Source organism: Cardinium endosymbiont of Oedothorax gibbosus (assembly GCF_936981045.1).
In the GTDB taxonomy this organism is placed as follows: domain Bacteria; phylum Bacteroidota; class Bacteroidia; order Cytophagales; family Amoebophilaceae; genus Cardinium.
In genome coordinates this window covers 137,147-153,530 of record NZ_OW441264.1, presented here as the reverse complement: position 1 = coordinate 153,530, position 16,384 = coordinate 137,147, and the positions used below count along the sequence as shown (strand labels likewise).

13 protein-coding genes and 3 tRNA genes are annotated in these 16,384 nt (G+C 38.0%); 11 read left to right on the top strand and 5 right to left on the bottom strand.

All coding sequences use genetic code 11. The annotated features are described in order from the left end of the window. The first annotated feature begins 30 nt into the window (after positions 1 to 30). The 3 genes from NBW36_RS00685 (at position 31) to gltX (ending at position 3,144) form a co-directional block, all read left to right on the top strand. Complete coding sequence (locus NBW36_RS00685; protein WP_250238439.1) at positions 31 to 867, top strand: phosphatidate cytidylyltransferase; 837 nt, start codon at positions 31 to 33, stop codon at positions 865 to 867. Between the two features lie 81 nt (positions 868 to 948). Beyond that, positions 949 to 1,605 (top strand): phosphatidylserine decarboxylase family protein, encoded by a 657-nt coding sequence (locus tag NBW36_RS00680; protein WP_250238437.1) that lies wholly within the window; start codon positions 949 to 951, stop codon positions 1,603 to 1,605. 45 nt (positions 1,606 to 1,650) lie between these two features. Further along, positions 1,651 to 3,144 (top strand): glutamate--tRNA ligase, encoded by a 1,494-nt coding sequence (gene gltX / locus NBW36_RS00675; protein ID WP_250238435.1) that lies wholly within the window; start codon positions 1,651 to 1,653, stop codon positions 3,142 to 3,144. A 7-nt stretch (positions 3,145 to 3,151) separates the two neighbouring features. On the opposite strand, the gene NBW36_RS00670 is transcribed toward gltX, so the two are convergent. Continuing rightward, the gene (locus NBW36_RS00670) at positions 3,152 to 3,550 is read right to left on the bottom strand and encodes a putative PEP-binding protein (RefSeq protein ID WP_256465599.1); all 399 of its coding nucleotides are present in this window, start codon (positions 3,548 to 3,550) and stop codon (positions 3,152 to 3,154) included. A 416-nt stretch (positions 3,551 to 3,966) separates the two neighbouring features. Between NBW36_RS00670 and NBW36_RS00665 the strand changes: the two genes are divergently transcribed. After that, complete coding sequence (locus NBW36_RS00665; RefSeq protein WP_250238426.1) at positions 3,967 to 4,992, top strand: IS5 family transposase; 1,026 nt, start codon at positions 3,967 to 3,969, stop codon at positions 4,990 to 4,992. Positions 4,993 to 5,403: 411 nt separating this feature from the next. Here NBW36_RS00665 and metG read toward each other — a convergent pair whose 3' ends face one another. Together metG and NBW36_RS00655 are read right to left on the bottom strand one after the other, a co-directional pair. Next, complete coding sequence (gene metG / locus NBW36_RS00660; protein ID WP_250238425.1) at positions 5,404 to 7,104, bottom strand: methionine--tRNA ligase; 1,701 nt, start codon at positions 7,102 to 7,104, stop codon at positions 5,404 to 5,406. A 602-nt stretch (positions 7,105 to 7,706) separates the two neighbouring features. Further along, positions 7,707 to 8,795 (bottom strand): ABC transporter permease, encoded by a 1,089-nt coding sequence (locus NBW36_RS00655; RefSeq protein ID WP_250238424.1) that lies wholly within the window; start codon positions 8,793 to 8,795, stop codon positions 7,707 to 7,709. 333 nt (positions 8,796 to 9,128) lie between these two features. Here NBW36_RS00655 and NBW36_RS00650 point away from each other — a divergent pair, with 333 nt between their 5' ends. The 7 genes from NBW36_RS00650 (at position 9,129) to NBW36_RS00620 (ending at position 14,198) form a co-directional block, all read left to right on the top strand. Then, the gene (locus NBW36_RS00650; protein ID WP_250238423.1) at positions 9,129 to 9,347 is read left to right on the top strand and encodes a DUF2795 domain-containing protein; all 219 of its coding nucleotides are present in this window, start codon (positions 9,129 to 9,131) and stop codon (positions 9,345 to 9,347) included. 229 nt (positions 9,348 to 9,576) lie between these two features. Then, positions 9,577 to 11,103, top strand: coding sequence for a BamA/TamA family outer membrane protein (locus tag NBW36_RS00645; RefSeq protein ID WP_250238422.1), 1,527 nt, complete (start codon positions 9,577 to 9,579; stop codon positions 11,101 to 11,103). A 29-nt stretch (positions 11,104 to 11,132) separates the two neighbouring features. Beyond that, positions 11,133 to 12,431, top strand: coding sequence for a UDP-N-acetylmuramoyl-tripeptide--D-alanyl-D-alanine ligase (locus tag NBW36_RS00640; protein WP_250238421.1), 1,299 nt, complete (start codon positions 11,133 to 11,135; stop codon positions 12,429 to 12,431). Between the two features lie 109 nt (positions 12,432 to 12,540). After that, positions 12,541 to 12,629, top strand: a tRNA-Ser gene (locus NBW36_RS00635). A 267-nt stretch (positions 12,630 to 12,896) separates the two neighbouring features. After that, a tRNA-Pro gene (locus tag NBW36_RS00630) sits at positions 12,897 to 12,971 on the top strand. A 321-nt stretch (positions 12,972 to 13,292) separates the two neighbouring features. Continuing rightward, positions 13,293 to 13,365 (top strand) — tRNA-Arg (locus NBW36_RS00625). A 125-nt stretch (positions 13,366 to 13,490) separates the two neighbouring features. Next, entirely contained in the window at positions 13,491 to 14,198 is a 708-nt protein-coding gene (locus NBW36_RS00620; protein WP_250239039.1) for an IS6 family transposase, read from the top strand. A 139-nt stretch (positions 14,199 to 14,337) separates the two neighbouring features. Here the strand turns inward: NBW36_RS00620 and NBW36_RS00615 are convergent, their stop codons facing one another. After that, on the bottom strand, positions 14,338 to 16,176 hold the full coding sequence (locus NBW36_RS00615; RefSeq protein ID WP_250238419.1) for an ABC transporter ATP-binding protein: 1,839 nt from the start codon (positions 16,174 to 16,176) through the stop codon (positions 14,338 to 14,340). A 32-nt stretch (positions 16,177 to 16,208) separates the two neighbouring features. Then, the gene (locus NBW36_RS00610; protein WP_250238417.1) at positions 16,209 to 16,370 is read right to left on the bottom strand and encodes a hypothetical protein; all 162 of its coding nucleotides are present in this window, start codon (positions 16,368 to 16,370) and stop codon (positions 16,209 to 16,211) included. Positions 16,371 to 16,384 lie beyond the last annotated feature (14 nt).

Genomic DNA, 16,384 nt, shown 5'->3' with positions numbered 1-16,384 from the left:
CATCGTTTATTAAAAACAGACCCTACACCTATGTTGAAAAAACAAAACAATTTTATACAACGTTTTCTTTCGATTGTCTTCTTTACACCTGTTATTATTTTTTCCATTTTTTGGTCCGCATGGACCTACTTTTTTCTTTTCTTTTATGTAGTCATGCTGGCCATGCTAGAGTTTTACAAGTTGCTTAAACAAGCAAATGTTGCGCCCATGCGCGGCTACGGCATTTGGCTAGGGCTACTCCTGTATACCATAGCTTTCTCCTACTACCTTCAAGTTAACTACTCACCCCTATTAAGCTATGGTTGTATTCCATTAACTATTTTAATATATGTAGCTACATTGTATAGCCGAAAACCCTCTAACCCCTTTTTAGATATCGCAGCTACCTTTTTAGGTATTTTGTATATTGCCCTTCCCTGTAGCATGCTGCATTATCTAGCTTTTTTTAACGGCATCTATTCCAACCAGCTGATATTAGGCTTACTGGCCATTGTTTGGAGCCAAGATACAGGGGCCTACCTAGTAGGTTCAGCTATAGGACGCTCTAAACTTTTTAAACGGATATCGCCTCAAAAAACATGGGAAGGCTTTTGGGGAGGTGCCTTATTTTCGGTAATAGCTGGCTATGCGATGGCCTATGTTTTTAATATTTTACCCTTATGGCAGTGGCTTTCGATCTCGGTGATCACTATTTTTACAGGGACTTATGGAGACTTAGTCGCCTCATTGCTTAAAAGAAGTGTAGATGTAAAAAATGCTAGCGAAATGATTCCAGGCCATGGAGGACTCTTGGACAGAGTCGATAGTTTATTGTTAACCATCCCCACAGTAGTTGCATTTTTAAAAATCACTTTACTGTATGGGTAAAAACATTACAACCAGTAAAAGTGTAGACGACTGAATAATCTATAACACTACCAGGACTATAGATTTTTAAGTTTTTAAATAATGAAAATACATAAAGAAGGAAAAGAAATTTTATTATGGACACCTGTCTTACTGTTGCTTATTTACTATGGCATGCATAAAAAAGTGGTACTCAGTTACCATCAATCCATAGGATTTGCAATAGTGAGTGGTGCTTTTTATCTTTGGTTAATCTATTTTTTTAGAGATCCATACCGCATCATTCATACCCAAGATCAATACATATTAGGGCCAGCAGATGGTAAAATCATTACCATTCAGAAAGTATATGAGGAGGAATATTTAAAGGAAGAACGCATCAAAATCAGCATATTTATGTCTCCTTTTAATGTACACGTCAACCGATTTCCAATGTCTGGCAAGATTGTATTTTTTAAATACCACCCAGGCCAGTACCTGATTGCCTTTCATCCTAAAGCCAGCACGCATAATGAAAGAACTTCCATTGTCATTGAAAATGAAAATGGTCAGCAAATTCTTTTTAGACAAATAGCTGGTTTTATGGCACGCCGCATTAAGTTTTATTTTAAAGAAGGTGAGGAAGTGCAACAGGGTGAAAAATGTGGTTTTATTAAGTTTGGTTCAAGAGCAGAGATTTATTTGCCGCTAGATGCTGATATTCAAGTAGCTGTAGGCGATAAAATAAAAGGCGGCATTACCGTTTTGGCCAAGATATAAGTAGCATACAAATGCCTTATTTATTACCATTTTTTAGATTAATATATGGCGGTACATGTACGCTTTGCCCCTAGTCCAACGGGTGCACTACATATTGGTAGCGTGAGAACCATTCTTTATAATTATCTTTTGGCCCAAAAAGAGAAGGGTCGGTTTATATTGCGTATTGAAGACACGGATCAAAAGCGTTTGGTAGCTAGTGCGGAATCTTACATGCTAGAAAGCTTGCGTTGGCTGGGGATTGTTCCAGATGAAGGTCCTGAACAAGGGGGACCATTTGTGCCTTACAAGCAATCTGAACGCATTGCCATTTATCAACAATACATCAAACCCTTATTGGACGCGGGGCATGCCTATTATGCATTTGACACACCAACAGAGATCGAGGCGATGCGGGAACGGCTTAAAGCAGCAAAAGTGGCCCACCCACAGTACAACGCCATAAGCCGTGCATGGATGCGCAATGGGCTTACCATGCCTGCAGAACAGGTAGAGGAATGGATAGCGGCCGGTAAACCCTATGTCATTCGATTAAAAGTAACGCACAAAGAACTTATACGCTTTCAAGATGGTGTCCGTGGCTGGGTAAAAGTAGATACTTCTGTATTGGACGATAAGGTGTTGATGAAATCAGATGGCTTGCCTACCTACCACTTTGCTAGTGTTGTAGATGATCACCTCATGAAAATTACCCATGTCATCCGTGGCGAAGAGTGGTTGCCCTCTACTCCTATTCATATATTGTTATATCGTTACTTAGGCTGGGCAGATCAGATGCCTCAATTTATCCATCTTCCGCTCCTATTGACACCCGATGGTATCGGAAAATTAAGCAAACGCCATGCCGATCAATATGGATTCCCGGCATTCCCTATTACCTGGAACAGCCGAGACCTTACAATTGACAAAGCCTTTAGAGAAGCAGGCTATTTGCCAGAAGCTTTGTTGAATTTTTTGGCTTTATTGGGGTGGAACCCAGGCACTAATCAAGAAGTATTTACCAAACCAGCTTTAATAGAGGCTTTTTCTCTGGAACGACTAGGCAAATCAGGTGTGAAATTTGATATAGCTAAAGCCAAATGGTTTAACCAACAGCATATTAAACAACAAGGACCAACCGCTTGGGCCAGCTACTTTATAACAGAAGCAGCTAAAGAAAGTATAACGTGTAATCAGGAAGATGCAATAGCCATTTGTAACCTGGTAAAGGATAGAATTACTTTTCCAAAGGATTTCTGGCAAGAAGGTAGGTTTTTTTTCTTTGATCCTGTTGATTATGACGCTGAGCTGATCCAGAAAAGGTGGAACAACCAAACCAAAGAGGGAATGGTGGCTTTTACCCAAAGTCTTACTGCCCTAGTAGAATGGAAGGCCCATAAGATTAAACCGTTGTTACAGGCAGTTCCTGGCATCATGCCCCTCTTGCGTATGGCCCTTACAGGAAGTACAGCTGGTCCAGACCTTATAGAAATTATAGTCTTACTGGATAGAGATAGGACCCATAAAAGAATAACTGCTTTTTTAGAAAAAAAGGGATAGAAGAATATCACTTCCTTACCTTGGCAGCAGCTAACTTTGCAATAGGCACTCTATATGGAGAACAGGATATATAATCTAAACCTATCGACTCGAAAAATTCAATAGAAGGTGGATTGCCTCCATGTTCGCCACAAATACCTATTTTTAAATTTGGATTGGCCGACCTACCTCTTGCTACCGCTATTTGAATCAATTTTCCAACGCCTTCTTGATCAAGCGTAACAAAAGGGTCTCCTTTAAGCAAGCCCTTTTGTTGGTAACTGTCTAAAAATTTTGCGCCATCATCACGTGAAATACCAAGGGTAGTTTGGGTTAAATCATTGGTTCCAATTCTAAAAAAATCGACCAATGGTGAAATGGTTGCCGCTTGTAAGGCTGCTCTTGGCAACTCTATCATTACACCAATCTTATATAACCTGAGTTCGGGATTAGCTTGTTAAAAAATAGCTTTAAAAAGCTCCTTTGTGTTTTAAATTTGGAGATAAAAAAATACTAACCAACGTGAGTTCGGGATTAGATTATTTTTTCATTTGATAATCAATATTAATAAAAATTTATAAAATTTGTTTTATAGACAGTTAAATAGGTAGTTGAATAACAAATAATTCTGATAATCAGTTTATTATATATATTATATTTATAAAATTAGATATAAAAACTTATTAAATAGGTGCAATTATTAACTAAATAATTGATATTAAATTGAAGTTGTTGCAATAGAGTTTTAAGCTTTGTTATAAAAAGTGACTTTTAGTGTTATACAATGGTTAAATTAGGTTGATTCTTTAATCGTTTAAACTTAAGCTTTTTAATAATATTGTTATGGCCGTCAAAACAAATAATCAATTAAGTTTTGCAGATATTTCAGCCAGTCGACGTAAGTGTAAGCATACTTTTTTCGATCAGCTTAATAAGCTGATTACTTGGAAAGTAATAGAAAAAGAACTTTTCTTGTATTATCCTAAAGGTTTGTGTTTATCAGGAAAGGCAGCTTATAGCCCACTTCTTTTATTTAAAATGCTGTTGCTTCAAACATGGTATGCTCTGAGTGACTATCAAGTAGAAGAAGAAGTAAATGATCGTATCACTTTCAGCAGATTTTGTCGTATTTCCATGGATAGTTCTGTTCCAGATCATAGCGTATTAAGCAGGTTTAGGACTGCGCTTACGGAGAAGCAGGTCCTAGAAAGGTTATTGAAAATAATTAACGATCAACTATCTAGTCATGGTGTATTAGTTCAACATGGTGCAGTTGTTGATGCCTCTATTACGCCTACCCCTAGGCGCCCTAAAGGTAAAAAAAGCTATGATCTCCATGAAGATGGCACTATAACTGTAGCCGAAAGTTATCAAAAAGGTGTAGATCCAGAAGCGAGTTGGACAAAAAAAGGAGATAATCTCTACTATGGGTATAAGCGTCACATCCTTGTGGAAAGTAAAGAAGGCTTAGTCCTAGCAGTCAGTACCACAAAAGCATCTAGTCATGATAGTGCTCATTTACAAGTCTTATTGGATAAAGTAGAGCTAAAAGTAGGTAGTAGGCTATATGCAGATAAGGGCTATAGCGGATCACCTAATGAAACCTTATTAAAGAATAAAGCCTTAAAATCAGCTATTCAGAAGAAAGCTACTAGAAATAATCCTTTATCACCTACTGCTAAACGGTTTAATACATTGGTAGCTAAAACCAGGTATAAAGTAGAACGTGTATTTGGAAGTATTAAAAGTTGGTTCCGAAGCTCAGGAGCTCGCTACATAGGACTTGCTAAAACTCATACGCAACACGTTATCGAAGCAATAGCCTATAACTTATACAGGTCGCCAAATATCATATTAAGAGGTCTTTAGAGGAATGGTCTGTCTAAAATGCAATAAAAGTACATGAAAATCAATAAATAATAAAATTAATACCACTTTAATACCAAAAATCAGTCTAAACAACCCTAAAAATATTATAATAGAAATCTATCACAACGGCCTAAAATTGTTGTAAATCAGTCAAATAAATCCCGAACTCACGTTAATTAGTATCCATTCAACCTTTTAGCCATACTACCCTAAAACAAGAAAAAATGCGCATTGGAAAAAGTTGTGAGTAGAAAATGTAGCTTGTAGCTGGAAAATCAGCTGTAAGCTACATTTTCTACTCACAACTTTTTTCATCAGCGCTTGATCTTGATTTTTTGTCCACTTTTTGATCAAGCAAAAAGTGGTAGATATCATCCTTCGTATCAAGAAAAAAAGTATCCATAAAGTGCTTTACACTACTGTTTCAGTAGATAGGCTTTGTAACTTTTTCCTTTGTACTTCAATGACATCATCTTCAATTTTCTCAAATAATAATATAGGAAGTGCTAATGGATCCCCTGATTGTACGAGCTTGGTCACATGTAAGTTCCCCCAGCCTGTTTCTTTTAACCCCAACATATGCGCCATTTTCTCACTTGTTGTAGGCAAAAAAGGTTTGATCAACAGGGTTACAGTAGCTATGAGTTGCAATGTGACATGCAATACAGTGCCAGCCTCTTCTAGGTTGCTTTTTACCAAATGCCATGGTCGCCTATCGGTTAGGTATTTATTGCCCAATGTAGCGTAGCCCATACATAATTGGAGTGCTTCTTTAAATTTAAACTGTTCTATAGCATTACCTACTTCTGTAAAAGAAGCCATTAATGTAGTCAGTAAGGATTGATCCGCTTCATTAGGCGCCATATTGGGTGGAACCAATCCACGAAAATATTGATGCACCAAACTTAGGGTTCTATGGACCAAATTGCCAAGGTTAGCTACCAGTTCATAATTATTTTTATCCTGGAAATCTTGCCAAGTAAAATCGCTGTCTTTATTTTCTGGCGCAATGGTACAGAGTACATAACGCAATACATCTGCTTTATCTGGAAAATCTGCTAAATAATCATGCAACCAAACCGCATGGTTGCGGGATGTAGAAATCTTCTTTCCCTCTAAATTTAAAAATTCATTGGCTGGAACCTGCTGAGGCAAAATAAACTTTCCATGTGCTTTAAGCATAACAGGAAAAATAATACAATGGAATACAATATTGTCTTTGCCAAGGAAATGGACAAGCTTGGTAGCTGGATCTTTCCAAAAAGGTTTCCAATCGATTTGTTGTGCTTTTGCCCACTCTTTGGTTGCGCTAATATACCCAATCGGTGCATCGAACCAGACATAGAGGACCTTTCCGCTTCCTTCAGGCAGTGGAACAGGAATGCCCCAAGCTAAATCACGGGTTACAGCACGTGGACGCAAACCTTGGTCTAGCCAGCTTTTACATTGACCATATACATTGGTTTTAAAATCTTTATGTTCTTCTAAAATCCACTTTTTAAGCCAGCCTTCATACTTATCTAGTGGTAGATACCAATGTTTAGTGGATCTTAAAATAGGTTTTGCGCCGCTAATAACAGAAATTGGATCAATCAATTCTTCTGGACTTAGTGTGCTGCCACACGCTTCACATTGATCTCCATAGGCATCGGGATGATTACAGTTCGGGTTCGGACAGCTGCCCTTGATGTAGCGATCAGATAGAAATTGCTCACAAACAGGGTCATAATATTGCTCTGTTGCATACACCTCAAATATGTCCTTTTGGTGCAATTCCTTAAAAAATTCCGTTGCGGTCTCATAATGAGTAGGTGAGGACGTTCTTGCAAAGATATCAAAGCTAATACCCAATCCATCTAGTGATTCTTTAATAAGTGTATGGTATTGATCCACTACTTTTTGAGGCGTAGAACCTTCTTGTTGGGCACGAATTACCACAGGCACCCCATGTTCATCAGAACCACTAATAAACACTACAGTAGCTTGTTTTTGCCTTAAATAACGAACGTAAATATCAGCAGGAAGATAGGCCCCTGCTACATGACCTAAGTGGACGGGCCCATTTGCATAGGGAAGTGCAGCGGTAACCGTATATCTTTTTGGATGAGCCATTTGTGTACTAATAACGTGAGTTCGGGATTAGATTATTTTTTATTTGATAATCAATATTAATGAAAATTTATAAAATTTGTTTTATAGACAGTTAAATAGGTTGTTGAATAAAAAATAATTCTGATAATCAGTTTATTATATATATTATATTTATAAAATTAGATATAAAAACTTGTTAAATAGGTGCAAATATTAACTAAATAATTGATATTAAATTATTGTAAATCAGTCAAATAAATACCGAACTCACGTTAATAAGGATGATGAATGTTGCTTTTTGCTGGATCAAAAAGTAGCCAAAAAATCAAGCCCTCATGCAAAAAATTGCTGCAAGCACACCGAGAAAAACAGAACTCGTCCGCTACGCGGGCTTCAATTTTTCTTTTCATTTGTAAGGTGCACTTTCTAATGGCAACTTTTTACAAGGGGCGTTCTTTTTCGTAATAGGAACAATAAGCAGCACAATTTCTGAATTATTAATTTTATTTCCAATATGCTATGCCTTGTAGTAGGGTGTATTTGACGAGCATAAACAAGCTTCGACACCAAAATTGTCATTAGAAATAGGCTTCAAAATAGGTCTAATTTGATATTCAATCAAATTAAAATACATTTTCCTTTAAGTTGGCGCCACCCAATGACTTCCTGGCCAATTGGATAGCTCGCTTCACCGGCCAAAGGGAAGCTAAAAGACTAAATAAAGTGGTTACAATAGAGGTGTATAAGCAATCGAACCGATGCATCTCTATAGGATAAGGGGTCCTATTGCACGCCTTAGTAAAGGTAATGATGCCAAATTTTTGCTGCAACAAGCACAAAGCCCACCCTATTATAAGACCATATAGAATACCTTTCAAGGATACCAAAAGCCCACTATAGAAAAAAACCTTACCTATTTGACCCGGTGTAGCCCCAAGTGAAGAAAGGATCATGATATCTTTTTGCTTGTGTAATATCAACATGCATAGCATAAAGAAAATATGAAGCGAGGCCAAAAGCAATACCAAAGCAAAAATAAAAGAGACGCAAAGCCGCTCAATAAAAATAGCTCTACGACGGGTTTCATTTTGTTCATCTCGATTGGTTACCTTATAGCCATCTGGTAATAATCTTTGTATGCTTGCTTGCGTGCTTGTTAGCGCCGCTGTATCTTTGATTACAACCTCCCAATAGGTACGTTTATGGAAGCCATCGGTCAACGCTTCCACAAAGTGAATAGAGGTAATCATATACTTGCTATCTATTTGCCGCGCTATAGAGAAAAGGCCATTCACCTCTAAAGTTACACGCTTATAGGGCTGATGTAGATGGTGGCTGCCCTGCTTTGGATAAAAAACCTCTACCCTATTGTTATCAGGTGCCCATTGTAAACATTGGGCAACCCGTATACCCGCAGCAGCTTGAAGCTTACCATCCCCCCAAAAAGTAACCGCATCCATACGCCTGCAATTTCTATAAAAGTCACTTTCTGGGAAATTATTTGAAACGCCTTTAATGGTCACAATGGTCTGCTGACGCTGCAACCGTACCAGTGCAGTTGCTTCTAATACTTCCACAATATTTGTTACACTAGCAAGATGCATCAGCTTACTTTTTAATTTGGGATCATAGACAAATGTTTTACTTGTTCTAGGTTCTATTTTTAATGTAGGCGTATAGGAATAAAATAAAGCGGATAATAGCTTTTCCATACCATTCATAGTGGATAGTATGCATACTAAAATAGCTGTACCCAATGCCATACTATAGCAAGCCAGTCTAGACAATTTACAAATCAGGGTTGTGTAGCCATGTTTTTTAACGTAACGTTTGGCAAGAAAAAAAGAAATTTGCATATAATTATGTACAATATCAGTGAACGTTAGTGTTAAGATGTGGATAAAAAATATTAAATAGTAGTAGCAGGAAATACTTAGGAAACTTCTTGTACAAATTTAAAATTTACTATATTTTAGCCTCCTAAAAGGAAGGTCTAAAGCCTATCAAACGCAGTTTAAATTTAAATTATTTTTCACTTTTGCATTATGTACTGGACACTTGAATTAATATCACATTTAGAAGACGCACCTTGGCCAGCTACCAAGGATGAATTAATAGACTATGCCAAACGGTCAGGCGCCCCCTTTGAGGTCATTAGAAATCTAGATGAATTGGATGATGATGATGATCTATTATATACATCTATTGAAGAAATATGGCTTGACTGCCCAACAGGTGATGACTTTATCTTTGATGAAGATTAATATTAAGACTTGAAAACCAGAAACTGGGGTAAAACACAACGCTGCATCCGAGTCGTATAGTATGTATGATCCATTCAGGCCCCATCAGGTAGAAGCATCCTGCATCTTATATATGATTTAGCAATCATTTCTAGGTAATAAGGTGTTATAGGTTAACATCTTATCCTAGATTTCAGGCCGCACCACCACTATCCATATAGCGCTATAACGTTTTAAATGGGTTACATCCATGCAGAAAAAAGATAAAGGCCTTACACAGTCTATAAGCTTAACAGCCGGACTATTGCTTGCTTTTTTTATACCAGGTAAGGTAAAGGCAGATTTCCCTGCTTCTTATACACTTAGAACCATAACCATAGCATCTACAGGTGCTATGGAGCCAATGGTTGGAAAGCCATATCCTTACTTACGTTTGTTAAAATGGCTTACCCCTACAACAGATGCCTCACTCATTTACAGATACATCACCTTGGAACCTGGTGCAACTTTTAATGCGAAAGCACTCTTGTTTATCCAGAAACGATTGATCGCATTACCCTACTTTTCGACTGTATCTGTTAGACGCAAAGGGGTTGAGGGAGGTAGTGCAACCATCCTATCTGATCTGCTCGTACAAACCAAGGATCGATTTCCCATAACAGTCGATATGAGTCTAGATGAGGGGCCGTTGCTTACCATCACGCATCATAATGCATGGGGCTATGGACATGGCTTAAGCCATCAGCTGTTTCTTAAAACAAGATGGGGCTACGGATTGGCCTATGAACTGCCTAAGCTACATGGAAATTATTTTTTTGGGGGACAATGTTATAAACAGATAGGCAATGCCTACGGCAATAGCTATAAATTTAACTACCAAAATCTATGGGTGGGCAAATTATTTGCTATAAAGGCTCCCTTCTCTCTTTATTATTGGATTACTGGACTAAGCGGCTCCAAGAAACAGTTTGCTGCACCTGTTCAGGCTATGGAAAATAAAACTTACTATAATAATTATGCATTTATATTGGGTAAGGTAGGATGGGTAGTAGATGACTACGCCACTATAAAGCGCGTGTACAGATTGCATGCTTTGGAAACATTACCCAAGGGTGGATCTATAGAAATGCTATATGGCTACCAAAATGGCGCCCTTAACAATAGACACTATATTGGTATCAATTGTATTAAAAATATAACAAACTCTACGCTTAAATATTTGCATTTAAGCTGTGAGTCAGGGTCTTTTATCCATAAAAAAACATTCGAAGCAGCAATACTGAAACTAGCATTGGCCTATGCTGGTCCATCTATACAAACGTGTAATGGCACACGCCAATTTATTGCCATACACTATATAATAGGTTACCGCATGCCTAAGGAGCGTATGTTGGGTATCAGACGCCGAGACTCTGAAGCCTTAGAGGCCCCTGATGACGATAAGAGCATGCAAGCGCCGATCCACGCACGGCTCAATGTCGATCTAGACAGCACCTTGCATATGCCCATTATGGTAGCCCCCATCCGCTTTGTTTGCCTTGGATTTGCTCATTTTATAGCCCTTTACAATGAGCATAATGCCTTATTGAATCAGACATGGGTAGATAGGTATGGGATAGGCTTACAATTAGAACATGTTACCATGCAATGGCTGACCGCAGCATTGAAAATAGGATATAGCCCTTTATTAGACAAAGTAGTGCCATCGGTGCAGCTTGCCATACGCCACTTTAAGAATAAAACAGATCCTAAACCTACACCGGTTGCCTATCACTAATCGCTTACCATTATTCTATTTACTTGCTTATGGTGGCCATAGAAGCACTTTACCAGAAATATTTAACAGCGCAGTCTGTAACCACAGATACACGTCATTTGGATCCAGGTGCACTTTTTTTTGCTATTCGGGGCCCTCGCCTTAATGGCAATGCCTTTGCAGCAGAAGCCCTTGCAAAGGGTGCCCGTTATGTAGTTATAGATGACCCTGCTTATGCCACACCCTCATCTGCTTATATTTTAGTAAAGGATAGTCTGGCCACACTCATACAATTAGCCAGCTACCATCGGTCGGAATATGGCCCTCACTTTCCGGTTATAGCCATAACCGGTTCTTATGGTAAAACCACCACCAAAGCGCTTATCTACACCACCTTGCGGACCACCTATAGAACGGTAGCCACCAAAGGTAACTTAAATACCCCTATTGGGGTGGCTTTAACCCTTTTATCTATGAAGCAGGATACACAAATAGCAGTTGTAGAAATGGGTGCTACCCAATTGGGTGATATTGCATTATGTTGCAACATAGCTCGACCTACACATGGTCTCATCACCGCTATTGGCGCAGCACACCTTGAAGGATTTGGGAATATAGCAGGTGTGATTCGAGGTAAAAGTGAGTTATATGATTACCTCCATGCTACTGGTGGCACTATTTTTTTGAATATTTTAGACCCCTTATTGTCTACCATAAGTAAGCGATTCAGGCAACCCATTACCTATCCCCACGACTTTGCACCGATTGAGCTGGTGCGTGAAGCGCCCTATTTGCATTACAAATCCTCAGACCGAAAGGAGTTTACCACCCATTTATTAGGGAAACCCCATATACACAATATAGCAGCAGCGCTTTGTGTTGCCCAATACTTTAATGTACCGAGCCCAGTAGCCCATCAAGCCATTCAAGCCTATATCCCTACCAATCAACGGATGCAATTAGTGGTTAAAGGGAGCAATCAATTGATTATTGATAGCTATAATGCCAGTCCTGCTTCCGTTCAAGCAGCACTGGATACATTGTTGCAATTAAAGGTGCGTTACCGTATCGTTATGTTAGGTGATATGGCTGATTTAGGAAGTCAGACTACTGCTTGGCACAATCAAATTGTTGAACAACTTTTTCAACCTTACTATGATCGCGTACTGCTATGTGGTCCTTTTTTCACCCTGGCTGCCCACAAACAACCCAACCCAAAAATCCATTGTTTTCCAGACAAAGCGGCATTAGCTGATTATTTAGGTAGCCATAACTTTCAAGATAGTGGCATTTTATTAAAAGCATCCCATAGTATAGCCATGCACACGCTAGTAGAGCGGCTGCAATAGCCATAAACCCTCATTTATACTAGATACAACCTAAGTTTTTGAAAATTATATGCACTTTTTTGTTATAACTTTAGTAAATTTACATGCCTTATATCTGTCAAGGTTATATGGATAGGTGGGTGAGTGGCTTAAACCAGCAGTTTGCTAAACTGCGGTATGGATTGTTCTGTACCGGGGGTTCGAATCCCCCCTTATCCGCCCACTATCTTACTTGTAACGTGAGTTCGGGATTAGATTATTTTTTCATTTGATAATCAATATTAATAAAAATTTATAAAATTTGTTTTATAGACAGTTAAATAGGTAGTTGAATAACAAATAATTCTGATAATCAGTTTATTATATATATTATATTTATAAAATTAGATATAAAAACTTGTTAAATAGGTGCAAATGTTAACTAAATAATTGATATTAAATTGTTGTAAATCAGTCAAATAAATCCCGAACTCACGTTTGTACATTCGGGGCGTAGCGTAGCTCGGTTATCGCGTCTGCTTTGGGAGCAGAAGGTCGCAGGTTCGAATCCTGCCGCCCCGACGAAAGGAATGTATATCCTACTTTTTTCTTGATAAAGAAGTAGCCAAAAAAATCAAGCTCTGTGTAAAAAGTTGCTGAAAGTGTACCCCTAAAGCTGGAAAACCAGAAGCCGCCCTACAAGCCCAACCAAACTGATTTTCTGGTCATCTTTCAGGAAAGGGTGATGAGTCGCAACTTTTTATAATGGGCATTTCTTCTGTTTTTGGAGTGTAACGTTACCAGGTAGCTGAATAGATACTTATAGTGTGCGTTTTTTTCGTAGCCTAGCCAGGTAGTAGCATGCATACAATTTTTTCCAACTAAATAAACGGATACATTTTAGGTTCCGTAGCTCAATGGATAGAGCAACTGCCTTCTAAGCAGTAGGTTGAAGGTTCGAGTCCTTCCGGAACCACACGCATTATATCTTTGTATCCATTCAGCCGTATGGCCATGTAACAAAATAAACAAAAAAGGGTTCTGTCGCGCTTATTCTAAAAAATGATTATTTTAGTATCGGTATTTAAAAAAGTAGTTATTATGTTTAATATTTCTCCCGAGTTATTACCATATTTTGAAGGTTATTGTTCTTCATCAGAAGTCATCCTGTTATTTGTATACATGAAGTGTCGTTTTTCCTTGAGCTATAGAGATTTGGAAGAGATGATGCGTATGAGAGGCGCAAGAGTTGATCATTCTACGCTACAGAGATGGGTTATTAAGTTTGTTCCTCTGATAGATAAAGCAGTAAGAAAAAGAAAACGACCAGTTGGTAGTAGTTGGAGAATGGATGAAACCTATGTTAAACTAAACGGGAAGTGGATCTATTTATATAGAGCAGTAGATCGTTATGGTGATGCAGTTGACTTTTTTCTATCTGATCATAGAGACAAGTCTTCAACGCTTTCTTTTTTTCGAAAGGCGATCACAGAAAATAATATTCCTAAGAAAGTAGTAATTGACAAAAGCGGCAGTAATAAAGCTGCCCTTGATGCGATCAATACAGATCTTGATCAAGATCATACCATTCAAATATTGCAAAACAAATATTTGAATAATAGAGTTGAACAAGATCATAGGTTTATCAAAAAACGGATAAAACCTATGCTGGGTTTTAAGAATTTTTATTCTGCTTCCATTACTATTTCAGGGATAGAAAACATTCGTATGATTCAAAAAGGACAAGTAAGAGGAGCTAAAAATCATCTTTCTACTTTTGAGAACTTTGCTATCTTAATGGCCGCATAATATCCAAAATTTGACTTAAACGAAAAACCTATACTAAGAAAACTATAGACGCGACAGAACCAGCTTTTTTGCCTACTTTTTGATCAAGCAAAAAGCAGGATATAAATGCCTTTTTTATCACTGACCTAAACAGATACCCCTAACTTTGTTGCAATAAAAATAATTGCTTATAGACCCCTCCTTTTGCTAGTAGACTTGAATGGGTGCCCTGTTCTACTACTTTTCCTTGCTCCAATACAATAATTTTATCGGCATGATAGATGGTGCTTAGCCTATGGGCTACCACAATAGAAGTTTTACCTTTAATGAGTAATTGAAGACCTTCTTGTACGCTTCGCTCAGAAGCGGTGTCTAAAGCTGAGGTGGCTTCATCTAACACCAAAACAAGTGGATTCCCTAATATCGCTCTAGCAATGCAAATACGTTGCTTTTGACCACCAGAGAGCTTGTTGCCATTTTCTCCAATAACGGTATGATAAGCTTGGGGAAAAGTCATAATAAAATGATGAGCACAAGCTATTTGGGCAGCTTTTATAACCTCTTCTTGGCTGAATCCTGGCCTATTCAGCACAATATTATTAAAGACCGTATCGTGAAATAAAATAGATTCCTGGGTGACCACCCCCATTAAACGATGTAGCGATGCAGCACTAATCTGGGAAATGGGCAGATCATCTATTTCAATGCCACCATCATTTGGTTGGTAAAGGCCCGATAAAAGGGATAAAAGGGTAGATTTTCCTGAGCCAGAAGCGCCAACCAATCCTATAGTTTCGCCTTTTCGAATTGTAAAATTCACTTGATGTAAGACCTCTTTGCGGTTATTATAGGAAAAAGAAACATTTTTAAAGACTATTTCACGCTTAAATGTGGTACATATGCGCTCCCCTGAAACATTTTTAAACTCAGCTTTTTCATCTAATAAATCGAAAATACGTCTTCCAGCAGCTATCCCCCGCTGAATATGGCCAATAAATCTTGAAATCATTTTGATCGGTATAAGGGTTTGGGAACAAATAACGATGTAAGCAATAAAAGTACTGGGCGTAAGCATGCTACGATCCAAAAGGACCAGATGGCCACCATAGGCAAGCATAATCGAAACCGCTACCACACTTAACGATTCAGATATAGGCGCAATCATATACGATTTTTTTGCTACAACCATATTGGTATGGGCATAGAGCTTGCCTTCTTTACCAAACTGATCAACAGCATATTTTTGCGCACCAAAAATTTTGATGATACGAATGCCACTTATGGTTTCTTCCATCAAGTTCATTAAACTTCCCAACGACTTTTGCGTTTCATCTGTCCATTTACGGAGGGATTGTATAATCGCAGCTATGGCCCACCCCACAATGGGTAAAAATAATAAAGTGAAAATACTAAGCGTTGGGGACATGTAGAATAGAACAACAATGTAACAAAAAAGTTGAGTGGGCTCCTTTAAAAATAGCCGTAACGTATCAGCTACAGCATGTTCGATTTCTTGAACATCAACAGTAATACGTGCCATTACATCCCCTTTCTTTTTATCAGTAAAATATTGAACAGGAAGATCTAAGCTTCTTTGAAAGAGTGCCAAGCGTAAGTTATGAACTAGATTTATGCGGACTTTAGCCATGGTAATATCCGCTATATATCTAAAAAATCCACTAATAGTATTAGATAGCATAAATAAAAATGCCAACAAACAGAGTGCACTTATTTTACCGTAATGGATAATTACTTTTATAAAAAAGTAATTAAATAAGCTAGTAAGATAACCAATGTCTAGCTGCCACTTTGGCCTCACTTGTTCTGCCAATAGCAAATGGTTTAATTCCTCTTGATTAAATAGCACCTTAAGCAAAGGAATCACCAAGCCATAGGTAGCCACTCCAAAAAAAATGGATAGAAGAATAGCAAAAAAATAATAAAAAGCGCACTTCCTTAAAGGTCTTACGTAATCTAAAATTCTAGAATAAATGCGCATTGGAAAGAATTTATATCACACTTTTTGCTTGATCAAAAGGTAGCCCAAAAATCAAGCCCTGTATAAAAAGTTGCTTCAAGCACACCGGAAAAAACAGAAGCGACTTCGTGACCTTCACCTAAACTGTTTTTCTTTTCAACGGTAATATGGACTTTTGCATCGCAACCTTTTACAAGGGGCCTTCTTTTTCGCAATAAGGTCAGTAAGC